The organism is Psychrobacter sp. UBA3483, from assembly GCF_002377905.1.
In the GTDB taxonomy this organism is placed as follows: Bacteria; Pseudomonadota; Gammaproteobacteria; order Pseudomonadales; family Moraxellaceae; genus Psychrobacter.
Window position 1 is genome coordinate 57693 of sequence record NZ_DFQS01000056.1, and the last position, 23839, is coordinate 81531.

At 43.1% G+C, this 23839-nt stretch carries 21 protein-coding genes; 12 read left to right on the forward strand and 9 right to left on the reverse strand.

The features are described 5' to 3' along the window. Window positions 1–108: 108 nt before the first annotated feature. From nhaC to hppD, 4 genes are all read right to left on the reverse strand, one after another. Window positions 109–1533: a Na+/H+ antiporter NhaC gene (gene nhaC / locus B2866_RS10340; protein ID WP_296193768.1), complete on the reverse strand. Its 1425-nt coding sequence runs from the start codon at window positions 1531–1533 to the stop codon at window positions 109–111. A 96-nt stretch (window positions 1534–1629) separates the two neighbouring features. Next, the gene (locus B2866_RS10345) at window positions 1630–1971 is read right to left on the reverse strand and encodes a 4a-hydroxytetrahydrobiopterin dehydratase (RefSeq protein ID WP_296193770.1); all 342 of its coding nucleotides are present in this window, start codon (window positions 1969–1971) and stop codon (window positions 1630–1632) included. Window positions 1972–2105: 134 nt separating this feature from the next. Beyond that, a complete protein-coding gene (phhA, locus tag B2866_RS10350) occupies window positions 2106–3059 on the reverse strand; it encodes a phenylalanine 4-monooxygenase (RefSeq protein WP_296193773.1) in 954 nt (317 codons plus the stop codon). A gap of 167 nt (window positions 3060–3226) precedes the next feature. After that, window positions 3227–4339: a 4-hydroxyphenylpyruvate dioxygenase gene (gene hppD, locus B2866_RS10355; RefSeq protein ID WP_296193776.1), complete on the reverse strand. Its 1113-nt coding sequence runs from the start codon at window positions 4337–4339 to the stop codon at window positions 3227–3229. A 154-nt stretch (window positions 4340–4493) separates the two neighbouring features. Between hppD and B2866_RS10360 the strand changes: the two genes are divergently transcribed. From B2866_RS10360 to B2866_RS10375, 4 genes are all read left to right on the forward strand, one after another. Next, entirely contained in the window at window positions 4494–5423 is a 930-nt protein-coding gene (locus B2866_RS10360) for a LysR family transcriptional regulator (RefSeq protein ID WP_296193778.1), read from the forward strand. A 177-nt stretch (window positions 5424–5600) separates the two neighbouring features. After that, window positions 5601–6797, forward strand: coding sequence for an aromatic amino acid transaminase (locus B2866_RS10365; RefSeq protein ID WP_296193781.1), 1197 nt, complete (start codon window positions 5601–5603; stop codon window positions 6795–6797). 211 nt (window positions 6798–7008) lie between these two features. Beyond that, window positions 7009–8298, forward strand: coding sequence for a fumarylacetoacetase (gene fahA, locus B2866_RS10370; protein WP_296193837.1), 1290 nt, complete (start codon window positions 7009–7011; stop codon window positions 8296–8298). A 134-nt stretch (window positions 8299–8432) separates the two neighbouring features. After that, window positions 8433–9008, forward strand: coding sequence for a VOC family protein (locus B2866_RS10375; protein WP_296193784.1), 576 nt, complete (start codon window positions 8433–8435; stop codon window positions 9006–9008). A gap of 80 nt (window positions 9009–9088) precedes the next feature. Here the strand turns inward: B2866_RS10375 and B2866_RS10380 are convergent, their stop codons facing one another. Continuing rightward, complete coding sequence (locus B2866_RS10380; protein WP_068405595.1) at window positions 9089–9958, reverse strand: IclR family transcriptional regulator; 870 nt, start codon at window positions 9956–9958, stop codon at window positions 9089–9091. A gap of 87 nt (window positions 9959–10045) precedes the next feature. On the opposite strand from B2866_RS10380, the gene maiA reads away from it, so the two are divergent. Next, entirely contained in the window at window positions 10046–10702 is a 657-nt protein-coding gene (maiA, locus tag B2866_RS10385; protein ID WP_296193840.1) for a maleylacetoacetate isomerase, read from the forward strand. A gap of 85 nt (window positions 10703–10787) precedes the next feature. On the opposite strand, the gene B2866_RS10390 is transcribed toward maiA, so the two are convergent. After that, a complete protein-coding gene (locus tag B2866_RS10390; protein WP_296193788.1) occupies window positions 10788–11033 on the reverse strand; it encodes a hypothetical protein in 246 nt (81 codons plus the stop codon). Between the two features lie 359 nt (window positions 11034–11392). Here B2866_RS10390 and dinB point away from each other — a divergent pair, with 359 nt between their 5' ends. The 7 genes from dinB to infA all read left to right on the forward strand — a co-directional run bounded on the left by dinB (window position 11393) and on the right by infA (window position 19889). Beyond that, window positions 11393–12478 (forward strand): DNA polymerase IV, encoded by a 1086-nt coding sequence (dinB, locus tag B2866_RS10395; RefSeq protein WP_296193792.1) that lies wholly within the window; start codon window positions 11393–11395, stop codon window positions 12476–12478. A 174-nt stretch (window positions 12479–12652) separates the two neighbouring features. Continuing rightward, window positions 12653–13915: a tRNA preQ1(34) S-adenosylmethionine ribosyltransferase-isomerase QueA gene (queA, locus tag B2866_RS10400; RefSeq protein WP_296193794.1), complete on the forward strand. Its 1263-nt coding sequence runs from the start codon at window positions 12653–12655 to the stop codon at window positions 13913–13915. A 112-nt stretch (window positions 13916–14027) separates the two neighbouring features. Then, window positions 14028–15662, forward strand: coding sequence for a type IV pilus assembly protein FimV (locus B2866_RS10405; RefSeq protein ID WP_296193797.1), 1635 nt, complete (start codon window positions 14028–14030; stop codon window positions 15660–15662). A gap of 57 nt (window positions 15663–15719) precedes the next feature. Beyond that, the gene (locus B2866_RS10410; protein WP_296193798.1) at window positions 15720–17369 is read left to right on the forward strand and encodes a FimV/HubP family polar landmark protein; all 1650 of its coding nucleotides are present in this window, start codon (window positions 15720–15722) and stop codon (window positions 17367–17369) included. 160 nt (window positions 17370–17529) lie between these two features. After that, on the forward strand, window positions 17530–18615 hold the full coding sequence (locus B2866_RS10415) for an asparaginase (RefSeq protein WP_296193799.1): 1086 nt from the start codon (window positions 17530–17532) through the stop codon (window positions 18613–18615). Between the two features lie 37 nt (window positions 18616–18652). Continuing rightward, complete coding sequence (truA, locus tag B2866_RS10420) at window positions 18653–19525, forward strand: tRNA pseudouridine(38-40) synthase TruA (protein ID WP_296193802.1); 873 nt, start codon at window positions 18653–18655, stop codon at window positions 19523–19525. Between the two features lie 142 nt (window positions 19526–19667). After that, window positions 19668–19889 carry a translation initiation factor IF-1 gene (gene infA / locus B2866_RS10425; protein WP_021814850.1) on the forward strand — a complete coding sequence of 74 codons (222 nt, stop codon included), beginning with the start codon at window positions 19668–19670 and terminating at the stop codon, window positions 19887–19889. 232 nt (window positions 19890–20121) lie between these two features. On the opposite strand, the gene B2866_RS10430 is transcribed toward infA, so the two are convergent. The 3 genes from B2866_RS10430 to B2866_RS10440 form a co-directional block, all read right to left on the reverse strand. Continuing rightward, window positions 20122–21210 carry a L,D-transpeptidase family protein gene (locus B2866_RS10430; protein WP_296193805.1) on the reverse strand — a complete coding sequence of 363 codons (1089 nt, stop codon included), beginning with the start codon at window positions 21208–21210 and terminating at the stop codon, window positions 20122–20124. Between the two features lie 439 nt (window positions 21211–21649). Next, entirely contained in the window at window positions 21650–22753 is a 1104-nt protein-coding gene (leuB, locus tag B2866_RS10435; protein ID WP_296193808.1) for a 3-isopropylmalate dehydrogenase, read from the reverse strand. Between the two features lie 187 nt (window positions 22754–22940). Then, window positions 22941–23705 carry a hypothetical protein gene (locus tag B2866_RS10440; protein WP_296193810.1) on the reverse strand — a complete coding sequence of 255 codons (765 nt, stop codon included), beginning with the start codon at window positions 23703–23705 and terminating at the stop codon, window positions 22941–22943. Between the last annotated feature and the right edge of the window lie 134 nt (window positions 23706–23839).

A 23839-nucleotide genomic window follows, 5' to 3' on the forward strand; every position in this document is an offset into this window, starting at 1 on the left:
CACTTTTAGATATATGGTTTAGTCGTTCAGATTAACCAAAAAAAACCACTCTAAGCGATTTAGAGTGGTTTTTGGTCAACTATCGGCTTATCCTAAAATAGCCCCTCGCTAATTGGCCATTTGTACTTTATGTTGCTTACGAATGCTGGAACCATCTTTACAGCTGATGGTGATACCTGTGAATCCAAACAGTATCGTAAGCAGGAGTGATAAATAACAGAAAAAGGCATAAGGCAAATATTCAAGCACAGGCACGCCTAATGCTTGACTGATAAACACACCGCACACGCTCCACGGTACTAATGGATTGATAACCGTACCCGCATCTTCGATGGTACGCGATAGGTTTTTAGGGTGTAAATTCAAACGCTCAAAGGTCGGACGAAATGCAGTTCCTGATAATAAAATACTCAAATACTGCTCACCAATCAGCACGTTAATGCTTAAAGCCGCCAGCGCCGCGGCAAAAATAGCACGGCCTGAGCTCGTTAGCATATGTCTAATACCTAACAATAATGCTGGCAATATGCCCAATGCACGTAATAAACCGCCCAAACTTAACGCCAATATCACAATAGTCTGGGTAAAGAACATGCTTTGCATACCACCACGTGAAATCATACCTGCCACTTCGCCCAGCTCTAGATTTTCGGCAGGCGTATAACCGGCAAACAGATAGCCGCCCATCTGTCCAATACTTGGCGTACTGTGCAGATAAGTAAGCACTAAAGCGGTCGCAATCGTACAAATGATAGTATAGATGGCATTGACTCGGCATAACGCTAACACCACCAACACGATAAATGGCAACACGGCATAACCATGGACTAAGCCGCTATCGACCAATTGTGATTGCAATAAGGTCACTTGACCCAAATCGCCGGTACCTGTCTGGCCAGAGAAATACCAAAATAGCCCAGCCGTAATGAGCCAAGCCGGTACCGTGGTATACATCATATTGCGGATATGCTCAAACAAATCGATACCGACGACAGAAGATGCAAGCGTACAAGTATCTGACAAAGGCGACATCTTATCGGCAAAAAAAGCGCCCGAAACCACCGCACCAGCAGCAATAGCAACGTTGGCATCAAAGGCATTACTCATACCAATAAAGGCCACACCAAGTGTCGCGGCTGTGGTCAAACTACTACCTAGAGCGACGCCAATAATAGAAGTCAGAACAAAAGCAGAAATATAATAATACTGCGGTGAGATGAGATCAAAACCATAATACATAATGGTAGGAATAGCGCCCGACATCATCAGCGCGGCGACCAGCAAACCAATAAAAAATAATAAATAAATAGCACCGATACCACTGACAACGCCCGACGACATCTGCTCTTGCATCTTCTCAAAGCTTAGACCTTTATACATACCAAGGCCTAATAAAACAACGATTGCAAGCATCAATGACAGATGCGGTACCCAGCCAAAGCCGATCATGGTCACACCCATAATCGCGATGACAACGCTGGCAATAATAAAAGCTACCTTAGGAGATAGCTCGGTAAGTACTTGTGGAGGCATAACACATCCTTATGGTGCCATCATATATATTCTGGCGTTAGGGTTGGTTTTGGGTGGGACAATTTTAATGAGTTGCAATGATTATTGCCAGTCTCATCACTTACCCATTAGGCTATCGGTTTTGGCTGCCATGATAAAATCGTTGCGATGCAGACCTTTAATGCTATGTGACCACCAAGTGACGGTCACTTTGCCCCACTCTACCAAAATACCCGGATGATGCCCTTCTGCTTCCGCAATGTCGGCCAGCTCATTAGCAAATGCCATCGCTGTGACGAAATTTTTGAATTTATATTGACGCTGTAGTTGCTTAATGCCATCGACTTCGATGAGCGACCAATCAGGAATTTGTGTTAATAGCTCGCGTGCTTCTGTGTCATCGACGGTTGGTGCGCCGATACGGCAGGCTTCACAGCTGGCTTGTGATAATGTCGTCATGATAATGTCCTTTTAAGTTAACTATTATTTTTTTAATACTGTTAGGTTTAATACCGTTACGTCCGTGTTAATACTGTTTTTACAGCAGCATGCTTTACTACATTTTTATTTTAACCATGCATTTTTTTAATTTATTAAGAGCTTTTTGGCGCATAAGTTGGTTCAAACAAGCCAAGCGACATCGCTTGTTTGACCATGCCCATGATGTCGCTATCGACGATATCGAACAGCGTATCCAAATCATCAATGACATAATAAATCGGCTGAATATGATCAATGCGATAAGGCGTACGCAGTACATCCAGTAAATCAAATGTGCGGTGTTCTGGTTGATTTTGCGGTTGGTGATGCTTAGAGTGATGCTGATTTCCAGACTGATATCGTTTATCGCTACCATTAAGCGCATAAATCGTTTCAGAAGGCGAGCTTAAAATACCGCCGCCATAGATACGACGATTGTCAGGGTGAGTACCTACCAAACCAAACTCGATGGTAAACCAATAAAGCCGTGCTAAAAACCACCTTTCTTCTTTACTGGCATTCAAACCCAGCTTGCCATACGTCTCATTAAAAGCGGCAAACGCAGGATGGGTCAGCAGCGGACAATGGCCAACGATTTCATGGAAAATATCAGGCTCTTCAATATAATCCATGTCTTCGAATCGGCGGATAAAGGTCGCTACCGGAAAGCGTTTATTTGCTAAGAGTTTAAAAAACTTGCCAAAGCTAATAAGTGCAGGAACGGCAGCAGTTTGCCAGCCAGTTGTTGCTTGCAGGATTTGGTCAATGTCATTTAATTGCGGGATATGCGTCAATGGCAGGTTTAGCTTTTCTAAGCCTTCTAGATAGGCAGAGCAAGCTCGATTGGGTATTTGCTTGGCTTGACGTGTAAGCAGCGCCTGCCACATGGCATTTTCATCGGCGCTATAATCAATATGACCCTGACCGTCTGGCTGATGCGAGAGGTAAGGCTGCTTTTTAGCAGGTGAATCAGTATGGCTAGAAGCATCAGCGCCGAGAGCATTAGAAGTAATAGTCTTAGCACTAAGGGCTTGATGGATAGAATGTTGAGCTTGTAGGCGTTCCATGCCTGTGTTCCTTTTATTAGCGTTAGTACAGTCGCTTGTCGCCAGTAACTCTCAAGTATTGTGGATTTACCATCGCAAGCGGTACTTTGCCGATTAAGGACAAGACAAATTCCTTTTGTCCTGCCCATTTATCATATTTAGCGTATCTATAAGTGATTAAGCTAAAACTATGGCGTTGCCGTGTCTAGCTGACCAATCGTGCCGCGACGGACTTGGTCACGCTCGATTGATTCAAACAGAGCTTTAAAGTTACCTTCACCAAAGCCTTCTTCGTAATCGCCTTTACGTTGGATAAATTCAAAAAACACTGGGCTACCAAGGATGGTTTCAGAGAAAATCTGTAACAATAAGCGTGGCGTACCGCCTTCTGTGGTACCGTCTAACAAGATACCGCGCATTTGTAGCTCAGCGACATTCTCGCCGTGGTTTGGTAGGCGTTCATCCAGCATTTTATAATAGGTTTCATTTGGCGCTGTCATCAGCGGGATACCCATGTCTCTTAATTTGTCGATGCTAGACAACAAATCATCACTCAATAGTGCGATATGCTGAATACCTTCGCCATTAAATTGCATCAAGTACTCTTCAATTTGCCCGCCGCCCTGCTTTGATTCTTCGTTTAATGGAATACGGATTTTGCCATCAGGCGCAGTCATTGCTTTACTGGTCAGACCGGTGTACTCACCGGTGATATCGAAATAGCGGATTTCGCGGAAGTTAAAGATACGCTCGTAGAAGTCGGCCCAATATGCCATGCGACCACGGTAGACATTATGAGTTAAATGATCGATAACCTTGAAGCCAAAGCCTTTTGGATGCTTGTCGACGCCCGGTAGGTATTCAAAATCGATATCATAAATAGAGTTGCCATCGCTAAAGCGGTCAATGAGATAAATAAGCGAGCCGCCGATACCTTTAATCGCTGGCAAGCGCAGCTCCATGACCCCTGTTGGCACGTCTACTGGCTCAGCGCCATTCTCGATGGCAAGATCATATGCTTGCTGCGCATTTTTTACCCGAAAGCCCATGCTACAAGCGCCGGCGCCATGCTCACCTAAAAAATAGCTGCCATGGCTTTTTGGCTCACGGTTCAAAATAAGGTTGATGTCTCCTTGGCGAAACAAGGCGACATCTTTTGAGCGGTGATTGGCAATATGAGTAAAGCCAAGGTTGCGAAATAGCGTTTCGACAAGCTCAGGCTCAGGTGAGACAAACTCAACGAAATCAAATCCTTGCAAGCCCATTGGGTTATCAAATAAATCTGCCTTTAACTCTGACATTGTCATCATCCTTAATTTCAATTGGTGGTATAAATCACTAAAAATTAGCAAAAAATAAGTTTCATCAATCATTCCTATTGACGTGTGATTTATATTAGATTAGCTTAATTTATAAGACTAATCGTTTTTTTTGATTTATTTATCAGGTTTGCTTATGAATATCAGTATTCGCCAATTGAGCGCTTTTGTCAGTGTTGCCGACAATGGCAGTTTTACCCGTGCCAGCGAGCAGATGCATTTGACCCAATCTGCCGTCAGTGGTTTGATTAAAGAGTTGGAGTCCAGCCTTGGTATCGTGCTATTTGACCGCACCACCCGCCAGCTATCTTTATCCGTCGTTGGTTATAATTTATTACCACAAGCGCGGCGTATCTTAAATGAGATGCAGCTATTTGAAAATGAAGCCAGTAGCTTGACAAGTTTGGCGCAAGGTGAAGTCCGACTTGCGGTGTCGCAATTTGCTGCCTCTTCAATGCCAGCCGTTATTGCTCAATTTGCTAAAGCATATCCAGATATCAGCGTGTCTTTACTTGATTGCTCAGCAGAAAATGTTTTAGAACATATTCAAAACATCGAGGTAGATTTGGGCGTCGGTACTGAGCGTGGCTTTACGGAGTCTGAGGATGACATCAGCGCCGATTTGTTATATCAGCTGCCGTTTTGTGTGGTAATGCCAGATAACCATGCGCTGGCGCAAAAAACAGAAGTCATTTGGCAGGATTTAATAGACACACCGCTTATTACTTTACAAGGACCATTTATCGAGCAAGTCACTGCTGAGCTTGATGAGGAAATCGCCAGTCATATTCAGCAGGCGCGCTATAAAGTCAACTTTATGTCCACCGCCCTTGAGATGTCCCGCCAAGGTTTTGGCATTACCTTGTGCTTGCCTTATATGCCAGAGGTGATAGATTGGGTAAGTGCCAATGGTTTGCAAATGCGTCCGTTGGCACAGCCGGTTAAAATGCGCCGATTCTTTATTTATCAACGCTCGTCACGCGCTTTGTCACCCGCCAGCATTGCTTTTAAGCAATTTTTGCAAACTTACTTTGCTAGCCACTTTGACGATTTGCAGCGGGTTTAATGGCAATCAAAGCACTTATTATTTCAGTTTGGCAAAGGCTAAAATCTGTCCAAAAACTTGCTAATAAACAAAAAAATGCGTTAATTAATCAGTATCGCTGAATCTAACATTGAGTTAATCGCCAAACTGGTTTATGCTTTTTAACGCCTTAACTCATCTCCCTTGTAAGGAAAAAAAATGTTTGAACGTATCGATTATTATGCCGGTGACCCGATTTTAGGATTGATGGACAAATTTGCCGCTGACACCAATCCAGATAAAGTCAATTTGGGCGTTGGGGTTTATTATGATGAGGATGGCAAATTGCCTGTCCTTGAGTGTGTCAAAACGGCTGAAGAGCGCATTGCCGACCCTATCTCTCCTCGTCCGTACTTGCCAATGTCAGGCTTACCAGGACACCGTAAAGGTTGCCAAGAACTACTGTTTGGTAAAGACGCGCAAATCTTACAAGACGGTTTGGTTGCCACCATCGCCACTATCGGCGGTTCTGGTGCGTTAAAAGTCGGCGCAGAGTTTATCCATGACTGGTTCCCTCAATCTAAGTGCTACGTCAGCGACCCAACGTGGGGCAATCACATTGCTATCTTTGAAGGCTCGGACGTCGAAGTCGGTAAATATCCGTACTACGACAAAGCAACCAGCAGTGTTAAGTTTGATGAAATGATTGCATTTTTTGAAACTTTGAACAAAAACGATGTCGTCTTGCTGCACCCTTGCTGCCATAACCCGACCGGTATGGATTTGACTCGTGAACAGTGGGATACCACGCTAACTGTCATTAAAGCGCGTGAATTGATTCCATTTATGGACATCGCTTACCAAGGCTTTGGCGAAGATATGGACAGCGACGCTTACGCTATCCGTAAAGCAGTCGAGATGGGCCTACCCGTATTTGTCAGTAATTCATTCTCTAAAAACTTATCACTTTACGGTGAGCGTGTCGGCGGTCTATCGGTCGTGTGCCCGAGCGCTGACGAAGCTGAGCGCGTTTTTGGTCAGCTAAATGCGACCGTGCGTCGCATCTATTCAAGCCCACCATCACATGGCGGCCGCGTGGTCGATATCGTCATGAACGACGAAGCGCTACATGAGCAATGGGTTGGCGAAGTTTATGCCATGCGTGACCGTATCAAAGCCATGCGCTTAAAGCTCAAATCGGTATTGGAAGAAAAAGTCCCTGGCCGTAACTTCGATTACTTAACTGAGCAAAATGGTATGTTTAGCTTTACCGGTCTGACGCCTGAACAGGTTGAAAAACTCCAAAGCAAATATGGTATCTATATGGTTTCGAACTCACGTATGTGTGTGGCAGGCTTAAATACCAGTAATATCGACTATGTAGCCAATGCCATGGCTGACGTTTTAAAAGACTAACTCTCTAGCGTAATTTTAGAAAAAATATGTGATTAAAAAGGTTGAGTCATGATTCAGCCTTTTTTTATGTCTGCCACTTTCTAAAAAAATGTATAAAAAACACTGCACAAAAAACCTTGCAATCTATTTGGCTATAAATTACATTATACGTAAGTAGTTAAATATAACGTAATTATATACATGCTTTAGCAAGGAGCACCCCATGTCAACGATTGACAAAGACCTCACCTCATTTATCGATATCGCTGCCGATTCTGATTTCTCTATTCATAACCTGCCTTATGGTATTTTTAGTGATACCAAAGATTCTGCTGATAATAACCGTCGCGCAGGTGTTGCTATTGGTGAGCAGGTATTAGACTTGTCGGTACTCGAAGCAGAAGGGTTATTAAGTTTGACTGGCGGCCCATACTTTGATCAGCCAACCTTAAACGCCTTTATTGACTCTGGTCGCGACAACTGGACCAAGGCGCGCACCACCATTCAAACGCTGTTGTCTAGTGATAATGGTACCTTGCGCGACAATGCCGACTTGCAGGCAAAAGTCCTGTTTAAGCAAGCAGACGTCACTATGCACCTACCCGTGCAAGTGCCCGGTTTTACCGACTTTTACTCTTCTAAAGAACACGCCACCAACGTCGGTACCATGTTCCGTGACCCAAAGAACGCTCTATTGCCTAACTGGACGGAAATGCCAGTCGGTTACAATGGCCGCGCCAGTACCGTTATCGTTAGTGGCACGGATGTGATACGCCCATCGGGTCAGCTAAAACCCAATGCTGATGAGCGTCCTATTTTCTTACCTTGTAAGCGTTTGGATTTTGAGCTTGAAACCGCCTTTGTCGTTGGTCGTGGCAATGATATCGGTCAACCGATTGCAGTCGATGCAGCCGCGGATCATATCTTTGGCATGGTGCTACTCAACGACTGGTCAGCCCGCGACATTCAAAAATGGGAATACGTGCCTTTAGGTCCTTTTAATGCCAAAACTTTTGCTTCTGAGGTATCACCTTGGATTGTAACCATGGACGCTTTAACGCCGTTTAAAATCGCATGCCCAACGCAAGAGCCAAAACCACTGGCGTATCTCAATGAAAAAGACAGCAACAATAGCTTTGACATTCATTTATCGGTCGAACTCCTGCCTGAAAATAGCGATGAAGCAACCGTGGTTTGTGAAACCAACTTTAAATATATGTATTGGTCCATGGCGCAGCAGCTCACCCACCACACCATCACCGGCTGTAAAGTAGAAGTTGGTGACATGATGGGTTCAGGGACGATTTCGGGACCGACGCCAGACTCTTATGGCTCAATGTTAGAGATTGCTTGGAATGCCACCAAACCCGTCACTTTAAAAGGCGGCGAAACGCGCAGCTTTATCGAAGATGGCGATACCGTGATTATGAAAGGTTATAGCGAAAAAGACGGCATTCGTGTTGGCTTTGGTGAGGTACGCGGCAAGGTCTTGCCGGCGCTTAGCTTTGATTTTGACAAATAAGTCTATTTCATAAAGTAATTACAAATCAGACAAGCGTAAAAAAATTACTTAGGCTGTTAGACAATTATCACTACTTAGTTTAGCGAAATGCTGACAGCCAATTAAGTTGGACGCTTTATCAAAAGGAGTTTGATATGAGTTTTAAAATTGAAAAAATCCATCACGTGGCCTATCGCTGCAAGGATGCTAAAGAAACCGTTGAATGGTATAAAAAATATCTCAATATGGATTTTATCTTAGCATTCGCTGAGGACCATGTCCCCTCGACCAAAGCCTTTGACCCTTATATGCATGTGTTTTTAGATGCCGGTAATGGCAATGTCTTGGCGTTTTTTGAAGTGCCCAATCAACCTGAAATGGGTTTTGACCCCAATACGCCAAACTGGGTGCAACACTTAGCCATGAAGGTAAAAGACCGCGATGCGTTAATGGCGGCAAAAAAGCATTTAGAAGAAAATGGCATCGACGTAGTCGGCGTGACCAATCACGGTATTTTTCATTCTATCTATTTCTTTGATCCTAATGGCCATCGTATGGAACTTACCTACGATGATAGTACCTCAGAAGAAAAAGTCTCGATGATTACGGAAGAGATGAAACACGAGATGCTAGATGAATGGTCGCGCACCAAACGTGCGCCCGTTCATACGCAGTTTTTACACGCAGAGGAACTCGCTGAAGCAAGAGACGTGGCGCCCGTTGGTGAGTAACAGCATTAATTTATGGAATGGTTAAATCTTACTTTATTCAGCAGTTAAGTGGCGAAAGTAAAGAGCTAAGCGCGTCTTGACTAAGCTATTTGATAGCGTCGCGCAATGGCTAGTATTTGCTCGACCACGTTATGTTGCTCACTCATCGGTAACTGCTCGGTGGTACCAATGATAGTAATGGCATATTCTAATGGCAAGCTTTCAGCAGATGGTTTGTCATTAGCAGATAGTTGATTGTTGCTAAGCGGCTGATTAGTGGTCGAGGTATTGCTTTCTAGTGGCGGCACAAGCACTGGAATGGTAATGGCATTAATCCCCATTAACATATCGCCGGTAACTGTGGCATAGCCTTGGGTAAGAATTTTGGCGCGCAACTGGTTAAAATTCTGCCATCGCTCTGCGATAATGTCTTTATCATTTGTCTGCCATTCAGCGATAACCAATGGCTTAATAATCGTTTCTGGCTGATAACTGGCAAACAGCTGCCCTGTTGCCGACGTCGTTAGCGGCATACGTGAACCGATACGAGTAATGATACTAATCGGGCTATCAGGCTCAACCGATTGAATGATAATCGGACCTTCGCTGAACCATTTGGCGATTTGAACCGCACAGTTTACCGTGCCTTTAATCTCTGTTGCCACATGCGTCAGGCGCTCTAATAGGTTGTGTTGATTGAAGTCCGCATGCCCAAGCGAATTTCCTCGAGCGCCAAGTCCATAACGCCCATCACTGAGCTTACGTGCATAATTTTTACGAATAAGACTGACCAAGTAGCGATGACACTTTGCTGGATGCATCTGTACAGCTTGAGCGACGTCCTTTAACATCATAGGCTTATTTTGATCGATAAGAACATCTAACACCGACAATCCAACCTCAAGTGACTGCACGCCACCTTGGTTTTTATTGGTAGTAGGATTGTCTGGCAGGTTTTCAGATACGGGCATGTTTTGCTCAATTAATTATTTACTTTATCAATAATTATACCCATTTATATACCCAACAAGACAACATAATAAAAGGAATAAATAATGATGACATTTTATGGCTATTTTCGCAGTAGCACGTCTTACCGTACGCGTATCGCGATGAACCTAAAAGGCTTAGATTATGATTATATTGCGATTAATTTGGCGCAAGATGAACAATTAAAAAACGAATTTTTATCGCTTAATCCACAAGGATTGGTGCCTGTTTTACAAGCCGATGATTTGCTGTTATTTCAAAGTCCCGCTATCTTAGAATGGTTAGAAGAGGTTTATCCTAAAAATCCATTATTGCCTAAAGACGCTGCGGGGCGTATGCAAGTACGGGCGTTAAGCGCAATGATTGGCTGTGATATCCATCCGCTTAATAACCGCCGTGTTTTACAATATCTACGCAATGAGCTGTCGGTAGATGAAGCTGAGGTCATAAAATGGTGTAATCGCTGGATAAGTGAGGGTTTTGCTGCGTTAGAAAAACGCTTGGCTCAAGATTACAGTCGTGATAATAGCCGCGGGAAATTTTGCTACGGTGACAGTCCGACCTTTGCAGATTGCTATTTGATCCCGCAAGTTTCTTCGGCGCGGCGCTTTGAAGTAGACTTAAACCCTTATCCCAATATCGTCCAAATCGACGCCCATTGCCGCACCCTTAAAGCATTTGCTGATGCAGACCCGATGCTGCAACCTGATGCACCAAACGCTTAACCTTAAAAAAAATAACCTCTAAATGAGGATAAACCCCAATTTAGAGGTTATCGAAAATAGCTAGTTTCTTTATGTACGTCGCTGCTCAAATTTTCATCTCCTCTTGCGTGACCGCCACTATCTTAATAGGTACGGCAAATAGCCATGACATGCCCCCACTACAATAAAAGCAGCCATTTTTAAATGACACAATATAGGCGGTAAAGTCATTACCACATTGATCTTTTATGGCCTCTTCATCACTTTCATCATCGACCGCACACCATACTCGCTTATTACCTCGTTTAAGTAGCGCGCGGGTTAAATCGCTCCCTTTTAGCTCATTATTCATACCAAGCTCCTTAGCTATCCTGCTTTAGCATTACTCAATCCATAAGAATGACGCGAGCTCTAACAACCTCCTATTTTATTAAAAACAATACAACATGGGTCGTTAAATTAATTAACAACTCCTTATTTTTATAGAAACTCTAGTGTAGAACTTTAGTAGCAAAACTGTAACATAGAAAGCAGCATTCCCGACGGACGGTAGGTATTCAAGGACAAGCGGTATAAATTTATACTTTTTTACAAGATGCGCCTTATTCAAGGATAAATAAAATAATGAGCCTAAAATTAAGCTCAGTCTTTTATAATTTCTATTAGCAATAGAGGCTAAAACTCATCATAAAATCAGGTAAAATAGTGGTTATGACCGCTCTTATTCAACCTACTCCTCGTAAAATTATTCATATCGATATGGATGCTTTTTATGCCAGTGTGGAACAACGCGACTTTCCTGAACTGCGCGGCAAGCCCTTAGTCGTTGGTGGGGATCCAAATGGTCGCGGCGTGGTTGCGGCGGCAAGTTATGAGGTGCGTCAGTTTGGCGTACGCTCCGCCATGTCATGTTATGAGGCGCGTAAACGTTGCCCCGAAGTCATATTTGTGCAGCCGCGTTTTGAGGTTTACCGCGCGGTCAGTCAAGATATTCGCCGTATCATGCACCGTTTAACGCCGCAGGTTGAACCTTTATCATTAGATGAAGCCTATCTTGATGTGACAGGATTAAGCGTACATCACGGCTCAGCCACGCTAATGGCAAATTGGCTGCGGGCACAGATTTTGGCACAGACAGGACTCAATGCTTCTGCAGGCGTGTCATTTAATAAAATGCTCGCCAAAATTGCTTCTGATATTAATAAACCCAATGGCACGGCGGTTATCACGCCAGCGGAGGCCGACGCCTTTATTAGCACGCTGCCAATTGAGCGTTTTCACGGTATTGGTAAAGCGACTGCTCGGCGCTTGCATGCGATGGGGATTAGTAATGGCGCTGACCTACGACGTACGCCCGCTGCGCTATTGGTCAATGAGTTTGGCAAGCGTGGTCAGTTTTACCACGATATTGCTCATGGTCGTGACGAACGCCCTGTCAAATCGCAGCGTACGCACAAGTCGGTTGGCTCTGAGACGACTTTCAGAGATAATTTGAGTCATGATGATGAGCTACGTAGACAAATCTATGAGCAAAATACCGATGCCTTTAATCAGTTACGCAAAAAACAGCTTATCGCCTATACCATCACGCTCAAAATAAAATACGCTGACTTTACCCAAGTTACGCGCTCACATACCTTATCTACCGCTTTTGATAGCGCCGAATCTGCCCATTATTGGCTTGATAGGTTGTTTTTAGATATTCCACGCTTACTACCTATCAGGCTTGTCGGTGTGACATTTTCTTCATTGATGCCCGCTACTCAAATCTTGCCACAGTTAGATCTGTTTGAATAAGGGCATTTTATTTGTAGGAATAATGCTGAGTATTCAGCATTTATATATTTCTACTTAGGCTATTTTATAGCTCCTTAATATTAACATGACTGTTAGCCGCTTAGGAAAACGTTCTTTCATAACTGCATTTCTGCTACAATTACGTCAAAATCTCTATCTACTGAAAGACTGACTATGACTGATTCTCAACCTGTAAAATTAGATACGACTTGCACCAATACTATTGAAAAGAACTTTGATAAAAGTAGCATCAAAAGCATCAATGAAACGCTAGATGAAAAAACCGAGGTTTTAGAATATCTAAGTGTTGAGGATTATGATTATGAATTGCCGGACAGCTTAATTGCTCGTTATCCTCTAGCGCAGCGTTCGGCGTCAAAGTTACTATATTTAGCCACAAATCAGCAAAAAAATAGTGACAGCCAGATTATAGACAAACAATTCTCTGAGCTGCCCAATTTGTTAAACGCGGGCGATTTAATTGTTTTTAATGATACCAAGGTTATGAAAGCACGCTTATTTGGGCAAAAAGACACGGGCGGTAAGATTGAAGTTCTTATTGAGCGTTTGGTTAACATCTCAGATTTAGATAGCACAGTCTTACAGCTAGGAACGACGGACAAAGAGGCAATTAATAAAGAACATATCGCCCTTTGTCATGTTAAAGCCAGTAAAGCACCAAAAACTGGACAACGGCTAGAAATTGCAAATGGTCATATGCAAGCTGTGGTGATTGGTCGTCAAGATAATTTGTTTATCTTGGCTTTTGAAGCCCCTATTTTGCCGGATTTAGAGCGTTATGGTGAGCTACCTATTCCACCCTACTTTGAGCGCCACGCCGATGCGACTGACAACACCCGTTATCAGACCGTTTTTCATGATCCAGCTAAGCTTGCCAGCGTTGCAGCACCAACGGCCAGCTTACATTTTGATGAGCTCGTGTTAGATAAATTGGCTGCTAAAGGTATTCATACTGCTTTTGTTACCTTACATGTAGGCGCTGGTACGTTTGCGCCAGTAAAAACCGACAACTTACTTAACCATACTATGCATAGCGAATACGCTCACCTGCCTCAAGCCACCGCTGATCTCATCAACCAAACGCATGCTAATGGCAAACAGGTTATTGCAATTGGCACCACGGTTACCCGCGTCCTTGAGACCGCTTACCAAAAAACAGCGGTTAATGGACAAGCGCTTTCTAGCTGGGCGGGCGATACTGATATCTTTATTTATCCTGGGTTTAGATTTGGTGTGATAGATAAACTGCTTACGAATTTTCATTTGCCAAAGTCTACATTGCTCATGTTAGTGTCTGCATTTGCAGGTAAAGCCGCGATTGAACAAGCTTACCAACATGCTATTGATAACCAATATCGCTTCTTTAGCTACGGCGACGCCATGCTACTTGATAAAAAAGTAAATGTGCAAGCATAAACATCAAGCAAACAATAATTATATTGTTTATAACGGCGGCGAAATAAACTGGTAAACTAAACGCTATTTTGTTATAACAGCATAGATAACACTTATTTATAAAGGGCTGCCCATGTCTTGTCATTTACCTTATCGTCTGACTAAGCTACATCGCTCAGTATCAATGGCACTGCTTTATTCAGTCAGTTATGCCGCCCTTATATCTAACGCCCAAGCGGCTACCATGGGTAAGACAATCATTACTTCGGCTCAGCATGAACCTTTAGTAGCCAGTATTATGGTTACTAACATTCAAACGCCCGATTTTACTGCAAGTTTAGCGGACTCTAGCATTTACCAGCAAATGGGCTTGAGCCCAACTGACTCAATGACGGTTCGTTTCCAGCCTACTTCAGCCACTAGTGGACAGGTCTTTATTACAACCACAAAACCTGTTTCTAAGCCTTTTGCCGATGTGGTGTTAGCCATTAATGATGGTGCGCAGCGTAGCGTTATCCCTAAGACATTGCTTATGCCTCTTGATGGCAGCTTGCCCATTAATCCTTCAAAAAATAGCGTGACAGCCGCAAAGAAACCTAATTTGCCTACAGTTTCTGCTACTAATGCTCAGCCACTAATAGTTACAAAAGGAACTCCTCCGCCGTTGCTTTTGACGTCCACAGAAGTAAACAAGCCTACTGTACAAGGCAATAATACGGTGTATGCCACTGATCAGTCAGACACTAATCGTTTAAATAATGATGGCAATTCAAATAATAACTTTACTGTACCCATTACAAATAATACGAACACGAGTCCAACTGTGGCTCTGAACAGTCCTAATGCTGCGACTCCAATTAATAATACGCCGTTTGAGCTTGACATCTTAAACATTCAGATTATCCGTCAAATACAGCCTAATCGTGCAAATAAAGAAAACAAGGCAAAAAACTCTGACATTATCGTTTCTACCCCAATGTCACCAATGTCACCAATGTCAGATCATAGTCTATCAACCGCTAACACCGTTGCTAATGACACCATTCCTTATAATAACAATTCTTCTAATAGTATCTCTACGCTCGGTTCTAATACTGACATATCTAGCATCAGCCCTGATGATGCTAGTGGCTCTGAGTTCAACTATACAGTACAACGCAACGATAACTTATGGGTTATTGCTCAGCAAATCGCAGAAAAAAACAATCTTGACGTACAAATTGTTATGAACGAGATTCAAACACAAAACCCCAACGCCTTTATTAATAAAAATGCAAATCAGCTCAAGGCCGATGCACAGTTGAGCCTACCTAAATACGATGTCGTGCCATCGCAAAAAAAGCTACAGACAGCCATCGGCGAACAAAGAAAGCATAGTAGAAATGCAAATACGTCTGTTATCAAAAAAGATACTATTTCTAAAGCGGCATCTAAAACACAAACTGAGAAAGCTCAAGCGGCAAAACGCAATGAGACGCTAGCCATCAAGAAAACGCAGAAACTACCAACCGCCCAGTTTTCCGTAATTGCTCCTGGTCATAGTGGCAGCGCTGACGGTACTAAAACCAAAGCAGGCGTGGCAGCGGGCAATGGACTTAGTACAGATGTGTTAGATATTCTTAAGTCATCAAGACAAAGTACCGCAGACCAAGCGCAGCGTTTATCAAAGACTAACAGTACGCTTGACAGTTATACTAAAAAACTGCAATTACAAAACCAAAAACTGGCGGAGCTACAAGCTCGTCTCGAAAAATTACGCAATCAATAGTCGCCTAACTGATCAATATACTATGCTCCAACAATGATCATGAGCGCAGGAGTAACTATGGACTACATACTATACATTATCGCCGGATTAGTACTCATTGTACTAATAGCGGTGTTAGTCATGCGCAAAAACAAAGCGCAAAAACCACCAACACAGCCAAGTATCAAAGCAGATAAAGCTGCAACGTTACCGAAACATACTGCCGTTAAAGGTACTAATACTCAAGCTAATATCGATAATGATAAGCGATTTGATCATATTGAGATAGCACAGCGTTTTATGGAGCAACAGCGCTATGATAAAGCCATTGAAACTCTCAAGCGCGGTCTCACTGAAAGACCAAATGACAATCAGTTAACTCTTAAACTCTTAGCAGTATACGCAACAATAGACGAGTCTGATAACTTTAATAAGGTCTATGATTCCATTAAAACGCATGGTGATGCTAAAAGCATCGCGCAAGCTGATGATTTAAAGGCATTGCTGACGGAAGAACAAAACCAAGCGGCTGAACGTGCCTTGCCTGCTGATAACAATCTAGATACTGGCTTTGAAAGTATCGATTTTGATTTACCAGCGAAAAAAATCGAGAATAACGATCCAACTATCGATCCTAGCCTTAATAAACAAGCGGTCACTCATAACGAATATAAAAATGATTTAGCCGCTAGCTCAGATAGTACATTAGAAACCTCTCATGATTTCGATACTAGCGAGCAAGATTTTTCCCTGAGTTTAGACGACTTAGAACAAGATATTGATGTGCCAGCTGCTACTAGTGCCGCGCCTGTCATTGAGCTAGATATTGCCGATGCAGAAAGCTTATCAACGTCGACGGTTACCAACACAGATGACAACAGTGGTAAGAATGAGAGTGAGCTTGGTTTTGACTTTGATTTCGACCTAGCTGAACAAAATGTTGCTACTACTACCACCACTCTGTCTAGTGACGATTTAAGCGATGCTCATAATGAAATGACATTAGACGATGAAGCGTTCGTATTAGATTTAGCAGACTTAGAGCTAGATACGAGCGAAACTAATGTGAGTCTTAATGATGAGTCTATGACAGACGTCAGCTCATTAGAAGACAATCTTGCTTTATCTCTCAATAGTATAGATGATAATAACGACACACCTGTTGAAACAGAAACATTATCAAATGAAACGTCGACCGTTATTGATGATAGCTTGAATGATCTTGAATTTGACAACTTTGTTCTTGAAGACCATCCATCAGAGAATAACAGTGCTTCGGAAAGCAATAGCATCGACGAGCTTAGTTTCGTAGATGTGGATACGGCAGACAATCAAACCAACGAAACAGTAGCGTCTAGTGCCGCGCCAACTACTGGCAGATTCGATGACAATACTTTGATTGATGACGATTTTGACTTTGACTCTTTAGCAAGCGCTCCAACAGCGACGACGCCTGTTGACGTTGCAAGCGAAATTGAAAACAATGTTCCAAGTGAATTTACTGCTGATACTGAGGTTGAAACTACAAAGGACTTTTCATCACGTTTTGCCGCGGACTTTGATTTTGTTAAAACGTTAGACAGCAATCAAGTCACCTTAGACTTAGCCAGTCAATATGTGCAATTGGGCGAATATGATAGTGCCAAACGTTTACTTACAGAGGTCATTAACCAAGGTAATAGCGAGCAGCAGAGCCAAGCGCAAGCACTACTAGATCGCACTGCATAAAAAGTAGCGTTTTCTTCTATCAGCAAGTATTCTATTAGTATAAGAATACTTGCTGATTTTTTTTGCATTTAACTTTTATCCTATTGAGCATGCTAAATTACTCGTATCATCACCTTTTCCAATACTCTCTGATTGTGCCCCTACTATGCCCTGTTCCGCTATGATAAAAACACTTTCTACCCCTATTCAACTCATTTACGCTGGGGGCACTTTTGGTAGTTATGGACGCCCATTAGCGCCCTTATCAGCCGACGTTTTTTTGCCAACGTTGCAACAATTACTGGCTGAACATAACACGACTGCGCACCTACCGCCCATATCTTGGCTAGAAAACGGTCTGATTAAAGACAGTAGCCAACTTACCCCTAACGATTTTATTCATTTTTATCGGCTGCTACTATCGGCTTATGCACAAGGCTATAAACGCTTTGTTTTAATTACCGGTACAGATACCTTAAGTTATTTAGGGGCATTTTTAACTGAAGCGTTTGCCAGTAGCGATATTTGCGTTGTCGTTACGGGTAGCATGCGCCCCTTACTCGATAGTGAGGTGCTGGATGCTTATACTATTGATTCCCATAGCGACGCTTGGGACAACCTTACTGACGCATTAAAACTGGCGGTAGCGGGTGAGTCAGGTGTGAAGATTAGCTTTGGTGGCGAATCATGGCCTGCACAAACCGTGCAAAAAATTCATAGTCATGACTTTATGGCGTTTACCGGACATTCACGAGCGGCATACCCGGCCAATAGTTATATCAAAAACTTATCAGATACTCGCCGCCAGCATTGGCTAGATGACCAGCAAGCACTGGTCAGCACTATCAAAGCTCGGGCGGAGCAAGCACGCGTTCACGCTTTATACTGTTTGCCAAATGATACAGACGTTTTAAACAATCAGCTACGCGCCTTATTATCACAGCCACCTTGTGGCATTATCTTATTGGGTTTTGGCGCTGGCAATGTGCCTTATTCGCCAGCTTTAGCAGAAACATTGCAACTGGCTTATGAAAAAGGTCACACGGTGATATGTGCCAGCCAATGTCCGTTTGGCGGGGTTAGTGATACCTATGCGGCGGGCAGTTGGCAATACGATTATCACGTCATTGCCGGCGGACGCTTAACCATTCCCGCGATTTATGCGCGCTTGCTATGGTTATTGGTGCGTTATGATACCCCGGCCAGACGGCGTCAACGTTGGTTAAATAATGTCAATCAGGCCGGTACTACTATCAAGAAGCGCTAAATAACTATTCACTGTTCATTACTCTATAAGCTTTAACATGACAATACCTGAGACCGAAAATATCAAAAGTGACAACATTCAAACTGAAACCGCAACTGAAAAACGGGCAATTTATACCTTAGCTATTGCCATCGAGTTTTTAGGCACAAATTACTATGGCTGGCAACGACAACGAGAAGTGTTGGGTGTTCAAGAAGCGTTAGAAACCGCTATCAGCAAGGTCGCCAATGAAACGGTAGAAGTGGTAGCAGCAGGGCGTACGGATTCGAGCGTCCATGCCAGTAACATGATTGCGCATTTTGTCACTCATGCTTATCGCCCTACCCATAACTGGCTACGCGGCATCAATAGCTTATTACCGGATGATATTGCCCTGCGCTGGGTTCAACCGATGCCCGCTGACTTTCATGCGCGCTTTGGCGCTATTGCCCGCCGTTATCGCTATATCACTCTTAATCAAGCCCAGCGCCCTGCTATTTTAAATCATCAAGTGACTCACATTTATGAGCCGCTAGATTTGGCCGCCATGCAATTAGCAGCGGCTGATATTGCCGGTACTCATGATTTTAGTAGCTACCGTGCTGCCGCTTGTCAGTCTAATCAGCCTGTGCGTCATGTCAGTCATGCTAGACTATTTGCGCATGGGCAGTTTATCGTTTTTGATATTCAAGCGGATGGATTTCTACATCATATGGTGCGCAATCTAATGGGCACACTCTATGCTATCGGCCGACATGAGTTGCCGCCAGCCGCCTTTTTAGATATTTTAGCTAAAAAAGACCGTAACATCGCACCGCCGACCGCTTCTGGTGACGGCCTGTATTTTATCAATGCCTATTACCCTGAGCGCTTTCAACAGTTATTGCCACCCGCGCCTTTAACGCCTGTTTGGCTTAACCTGCCTGATTAAATAATGAGCGGGCATCGTTAATACAAATAGGCATACATATCACTTACAAGCTGTCAAGTAAAAATCAGGTACTGTATTGCTTTAATGCGCTAACTTGCGTATAATATGGTCTTATTTTTAATTGATTGATAGATAAAAAATTATGGCAAAAGACGATATTATTGAATTTGAAGGCGAAGTCATTGACACCCTTCCAAATACGTTATTTAAAGTTCGTTTAGAAAACGGACATGAGATCATTGCGCACATTTCAGGTAAGATGCGTAAACATTACATTCGCATTTTAACCGGCGATAAAGTTAAGGTTGAGATGACGCCTTACGACCTATCAAAAGGTCGCATTACTTACCGTGGTAAAAACTAAATTTTTATTACCTAAAGTGGTTATAACTGCATTGATATCAATGCTTGAGTGGTTTAACTGATAATAATAATGATATTGCTAACCTACTCATTATTGCCTAGCGAATTTTAGGGTTGTAATATCAGTTTTTTGCTTTTGCCATAGAAAAAATACCGCTATTTTAGCGGTATTTTTTTGTCTTCATTTCAAGCTCTGAGCTTTAAAAGTCTATTACTCTATACATAATAACTTCTTATTTAAACTCGACCGTAGCCCCATCTTGAATCACCCCCAACAGCGCTAAAGCATCCCAGTTGGTCAGGCGGATACAGCCAGCTGATGCCTGACGGCTAATACGCGCAGGATCTGGCGAGCCATGAATACCGTAAGAAGGCTTACTCAGGCCTATCCATACCAGACCGACCGGATTGTTTGGGCCTGGCGGAATGATAGACTTACTGCCATCGTCACCCGTATAGGTATAGTTAGGCTCATGTACTTTTACTTCTACCGTATGTGTGCCCGTTGGTGAGGGCGTTGCAGTACTGCCCACTGTAGTCGGATAGCTGGCAATTAAGTTATTTTTATCGTCATAAGCGTATAACGTTTCGGTCGCTTTATCAGCAACGACACGGCTCACAGGCTTGGTATTAGGATTGCCTGGGTTATAAACGGTAATGGTTTCGCCGGCGCTAAATTTAGCATTAGGATTGAGCGCTTTAAGGTATTTTTCGCTCATATGGAACTTTTCTGCTAAGCCTTCCGTCACGCTTTCATAATACATGCCATCGAGCTTGGCTTTGGCTTCTGCGCCAGCGGGAATGGTAGTGGTTTTAATATTGACATCCGCTTCACTCAGCTGATAACGAACCAATACTGGCTGTGTTGTCAGCTTGTCATTTTTAGTCAATGCCTGCCAAGTCTCGTTATTTAAAGCATCAGTTACCGTCAAGCCATTGGCTTTTTGAAACGCTTGCATGGCTTTGATGGTGTTTTTACCCCAATATCCATCAACTGCACCAACGCCATTTTGGTTCCAGTTTAATAGAGCTTGCAGCTTGGTAGTAGTCTCACGATCTCTCTTCATTCCTTGTTTCCAAGTAGCACTATTTACCTTTTGCGCCTGCACTGGCAAATTTTCAGTGGTATATTTAATCGTGGGTAAATACTTATTTAACGACGTGGCAGCTTTACTGTTACCGGCAACTTTTTGACTGACGCCATTGGTTACTGGGCTAATATCCTTAGTATTATCAGTAGCAGCAAAGCTTGGGCTCATCAATAGAGCCGTTGATAAACCAAACGCCGCTAAGGCACTACTGATTTTTGTTACCTTATACATGTAAAACTCCTAGAATTATAATCGATGTTCTTTTTATTAGAATTTAATGAGAAATTTACTATTAAAGCCCTTTTCTTATAGAAACCTTATTTAAAGCCCAATGGCTAGAGCTTAATAGTTTTTAAATTATTATGATGTCATACAGAAATATTACAGATAAATAACCCTTACTTTAATTAATAAGTAAGCTACTTATAGTGACATATCAGCGTGTGAGGATATAACAGCTTTGTGTTAATTAAACCTATATCCTGCAGTAGCTGTGTTAAAAAAAGACTTTTTTTGCGACTATCTGGGTAAGTCTGTTACGGTGCATAAACTAGCCATATGGGCATAAAAAAACCCATAACTTGCTTGGCAAATTATGGGTATATCATGCTTAAGTTTTAAAAAATCATTAGGATGTAGAAATATCAGCTTCTCTTTAAAGCTGAACCCACTAGCCAAACTTGGCCAATACCGCCTGCCCCATCTCTTGACAACCTACTTGCTTGAGTCCTGTCTCGCTTCGATCGAGGATATCAATGGTACGTAAGCCATCATCAAGTACCTCACTGACCGCTTGCTCAATCGCTTGCGCGGCAGCTTCTTGTTTAAAGGTATACCGCAGCATCATCGCCACAGATAAAATGGTCGCCAATGGATTGGCTTTATCTTGACCGGCGATATCAGGCGCTGAACCGTGGCAAGGCTCATACATACCTTTACCTGCCTCATCAAGGCTCGCTGATGGCAGCATACCGATAGAACCAGTCAGCATCGCTGCTTCATCAGATAAAATATCACCAAACATGTTGCCCGTGACCATGACATCAAACTGCTTAGGGTCTTTAATAAGCTGCATACAAGCATTGTCCGCATACATATGCGATAACGCTACGTCATTATAATCCGCTTGCTGCATCTCAATCATCGTCTGCTTCCACAGCTCAGTGACTTCTAAAACATTTGCTTTATCAATTGAGCAAACCTTGGCGGGCGTACCTGCTGCTTGTGCACGAGTTTTTGCCAACTCAAAAGCAACTTTACCGATACGCTGAATTTCACTGGTGCTATAAACCATGGTGTTATAGCCTTGCTGCTCGCCATTTTCTAGGGTACGAATACCGCGCGGCTCACCAAAATAAATACCGCCAGTCAATTCACGAACGATTAACAAGTCCAAACCTGAGATAATTTCAGGCTTGATGCTTGAAGCATTAGCAAGCTGCGGATAAAGTTTAGCCACACGCAGATTGGCAAACAATCCAAGTTCGCTACGAATTTTAAGCAAGCCACGCTCAGGGCGTTTGCTGCGCTCAATAGCATCCCATTTAGGACCACCCACAGCACCTAGTAACACAGCATCTGCTGCGCGCGCACGTTGAAGCGTTTCTTCTGGTAACGGTTCACCCGTTGCATCAACCGCCACACCGCCGATCAATCCAGATTCAAGGGTTAAGCCTAATTCAAACTTATTATTGACAGCATTAAGCACATCAACGGCTTGAGTCATGATTTCAGGGCCGATGCCATCGCCTGCTAATGTTAAAATCGTTGCCATACTAATCCTTGTGAGTAAATGGGGAAGTAAGTTGTTGTTTATGGTATTGCTAGTTTATGGTATTACCACTTATCGTATTGCTAGCAGGCTTATATATCCTGTTAAAAAACGACTTCTTGGGCAATGAGCGCCGCAAGAAGTCAGGCTCTATAGTCGATATTTAATAATTATTTGTATCCAACTTTATCTATCCCGCTTTGGTTTTCACTTTATTTTTTGCTGGTGATGGCGTTTGAGCAGGTGGAGCCTTGACCACACGAGTTTCTACAAACTCTCCTTGATGCTCAGCCCCTACCTCTTTACAAAAACGGCGCTGGACGCTATTACCTTGATAAAGATCGACACATAATGGCTCTGGAGAAGCCGTTTCTAACAAGCTACCTGAATTTGCGCCAGATTTTTTTTGGTAAGCACGTAACTGATACGTACCTTGTTCCATAAAGTCGTGAATCATTGCAAAACGCTCGACGTAGCCCAAATTATTTTCTGGATAAAAATTAATCTGTACTTCACGTTTAGCAGGTGTTACCCGCGCATAATAATTGGTAAGCCCAGGCATAGCAGACGCTGACAAAGGAACAATTTTAATAGCGTTTTTGTGAGTCAGCGGCGTCATATCCATAACAATGGGCGCTAAGACCTGCTTATTACCCGCACGGCTTTTGCCATTTGCATTCGCATCTTGTATCTTGACTAGCATAGCGGGGTTGATAGGCTCATGAGTGTCACTGCTTATGATACGTGTCTGATCAATGCGTGCAATTTCACAATGATACGTCCCCACGCAGGCGATATTTACTTCGCCAGCGACAGGTTTTATTTTGCCTGTCCACGCTTTGGCATTCTCTGCTGAGTCTATCTGCTGATAGCCCGTCAATAATTGACAGCCAGATAATAATAAGCTTGCGGCAACAGCCGTGCCTGTCCATACAGCAAAACGTGTTTTATTCATAATGGCGTCTACTATTTATGAGGAAGAAAATACAATAAGGTAAAAAATAGATTGCCATTCATTTTAGCCACTTAATGCCCATAACTCAACGCTGTATTAGCGCTGAGCACTTTTTTATGTCGATTAAGATGTTC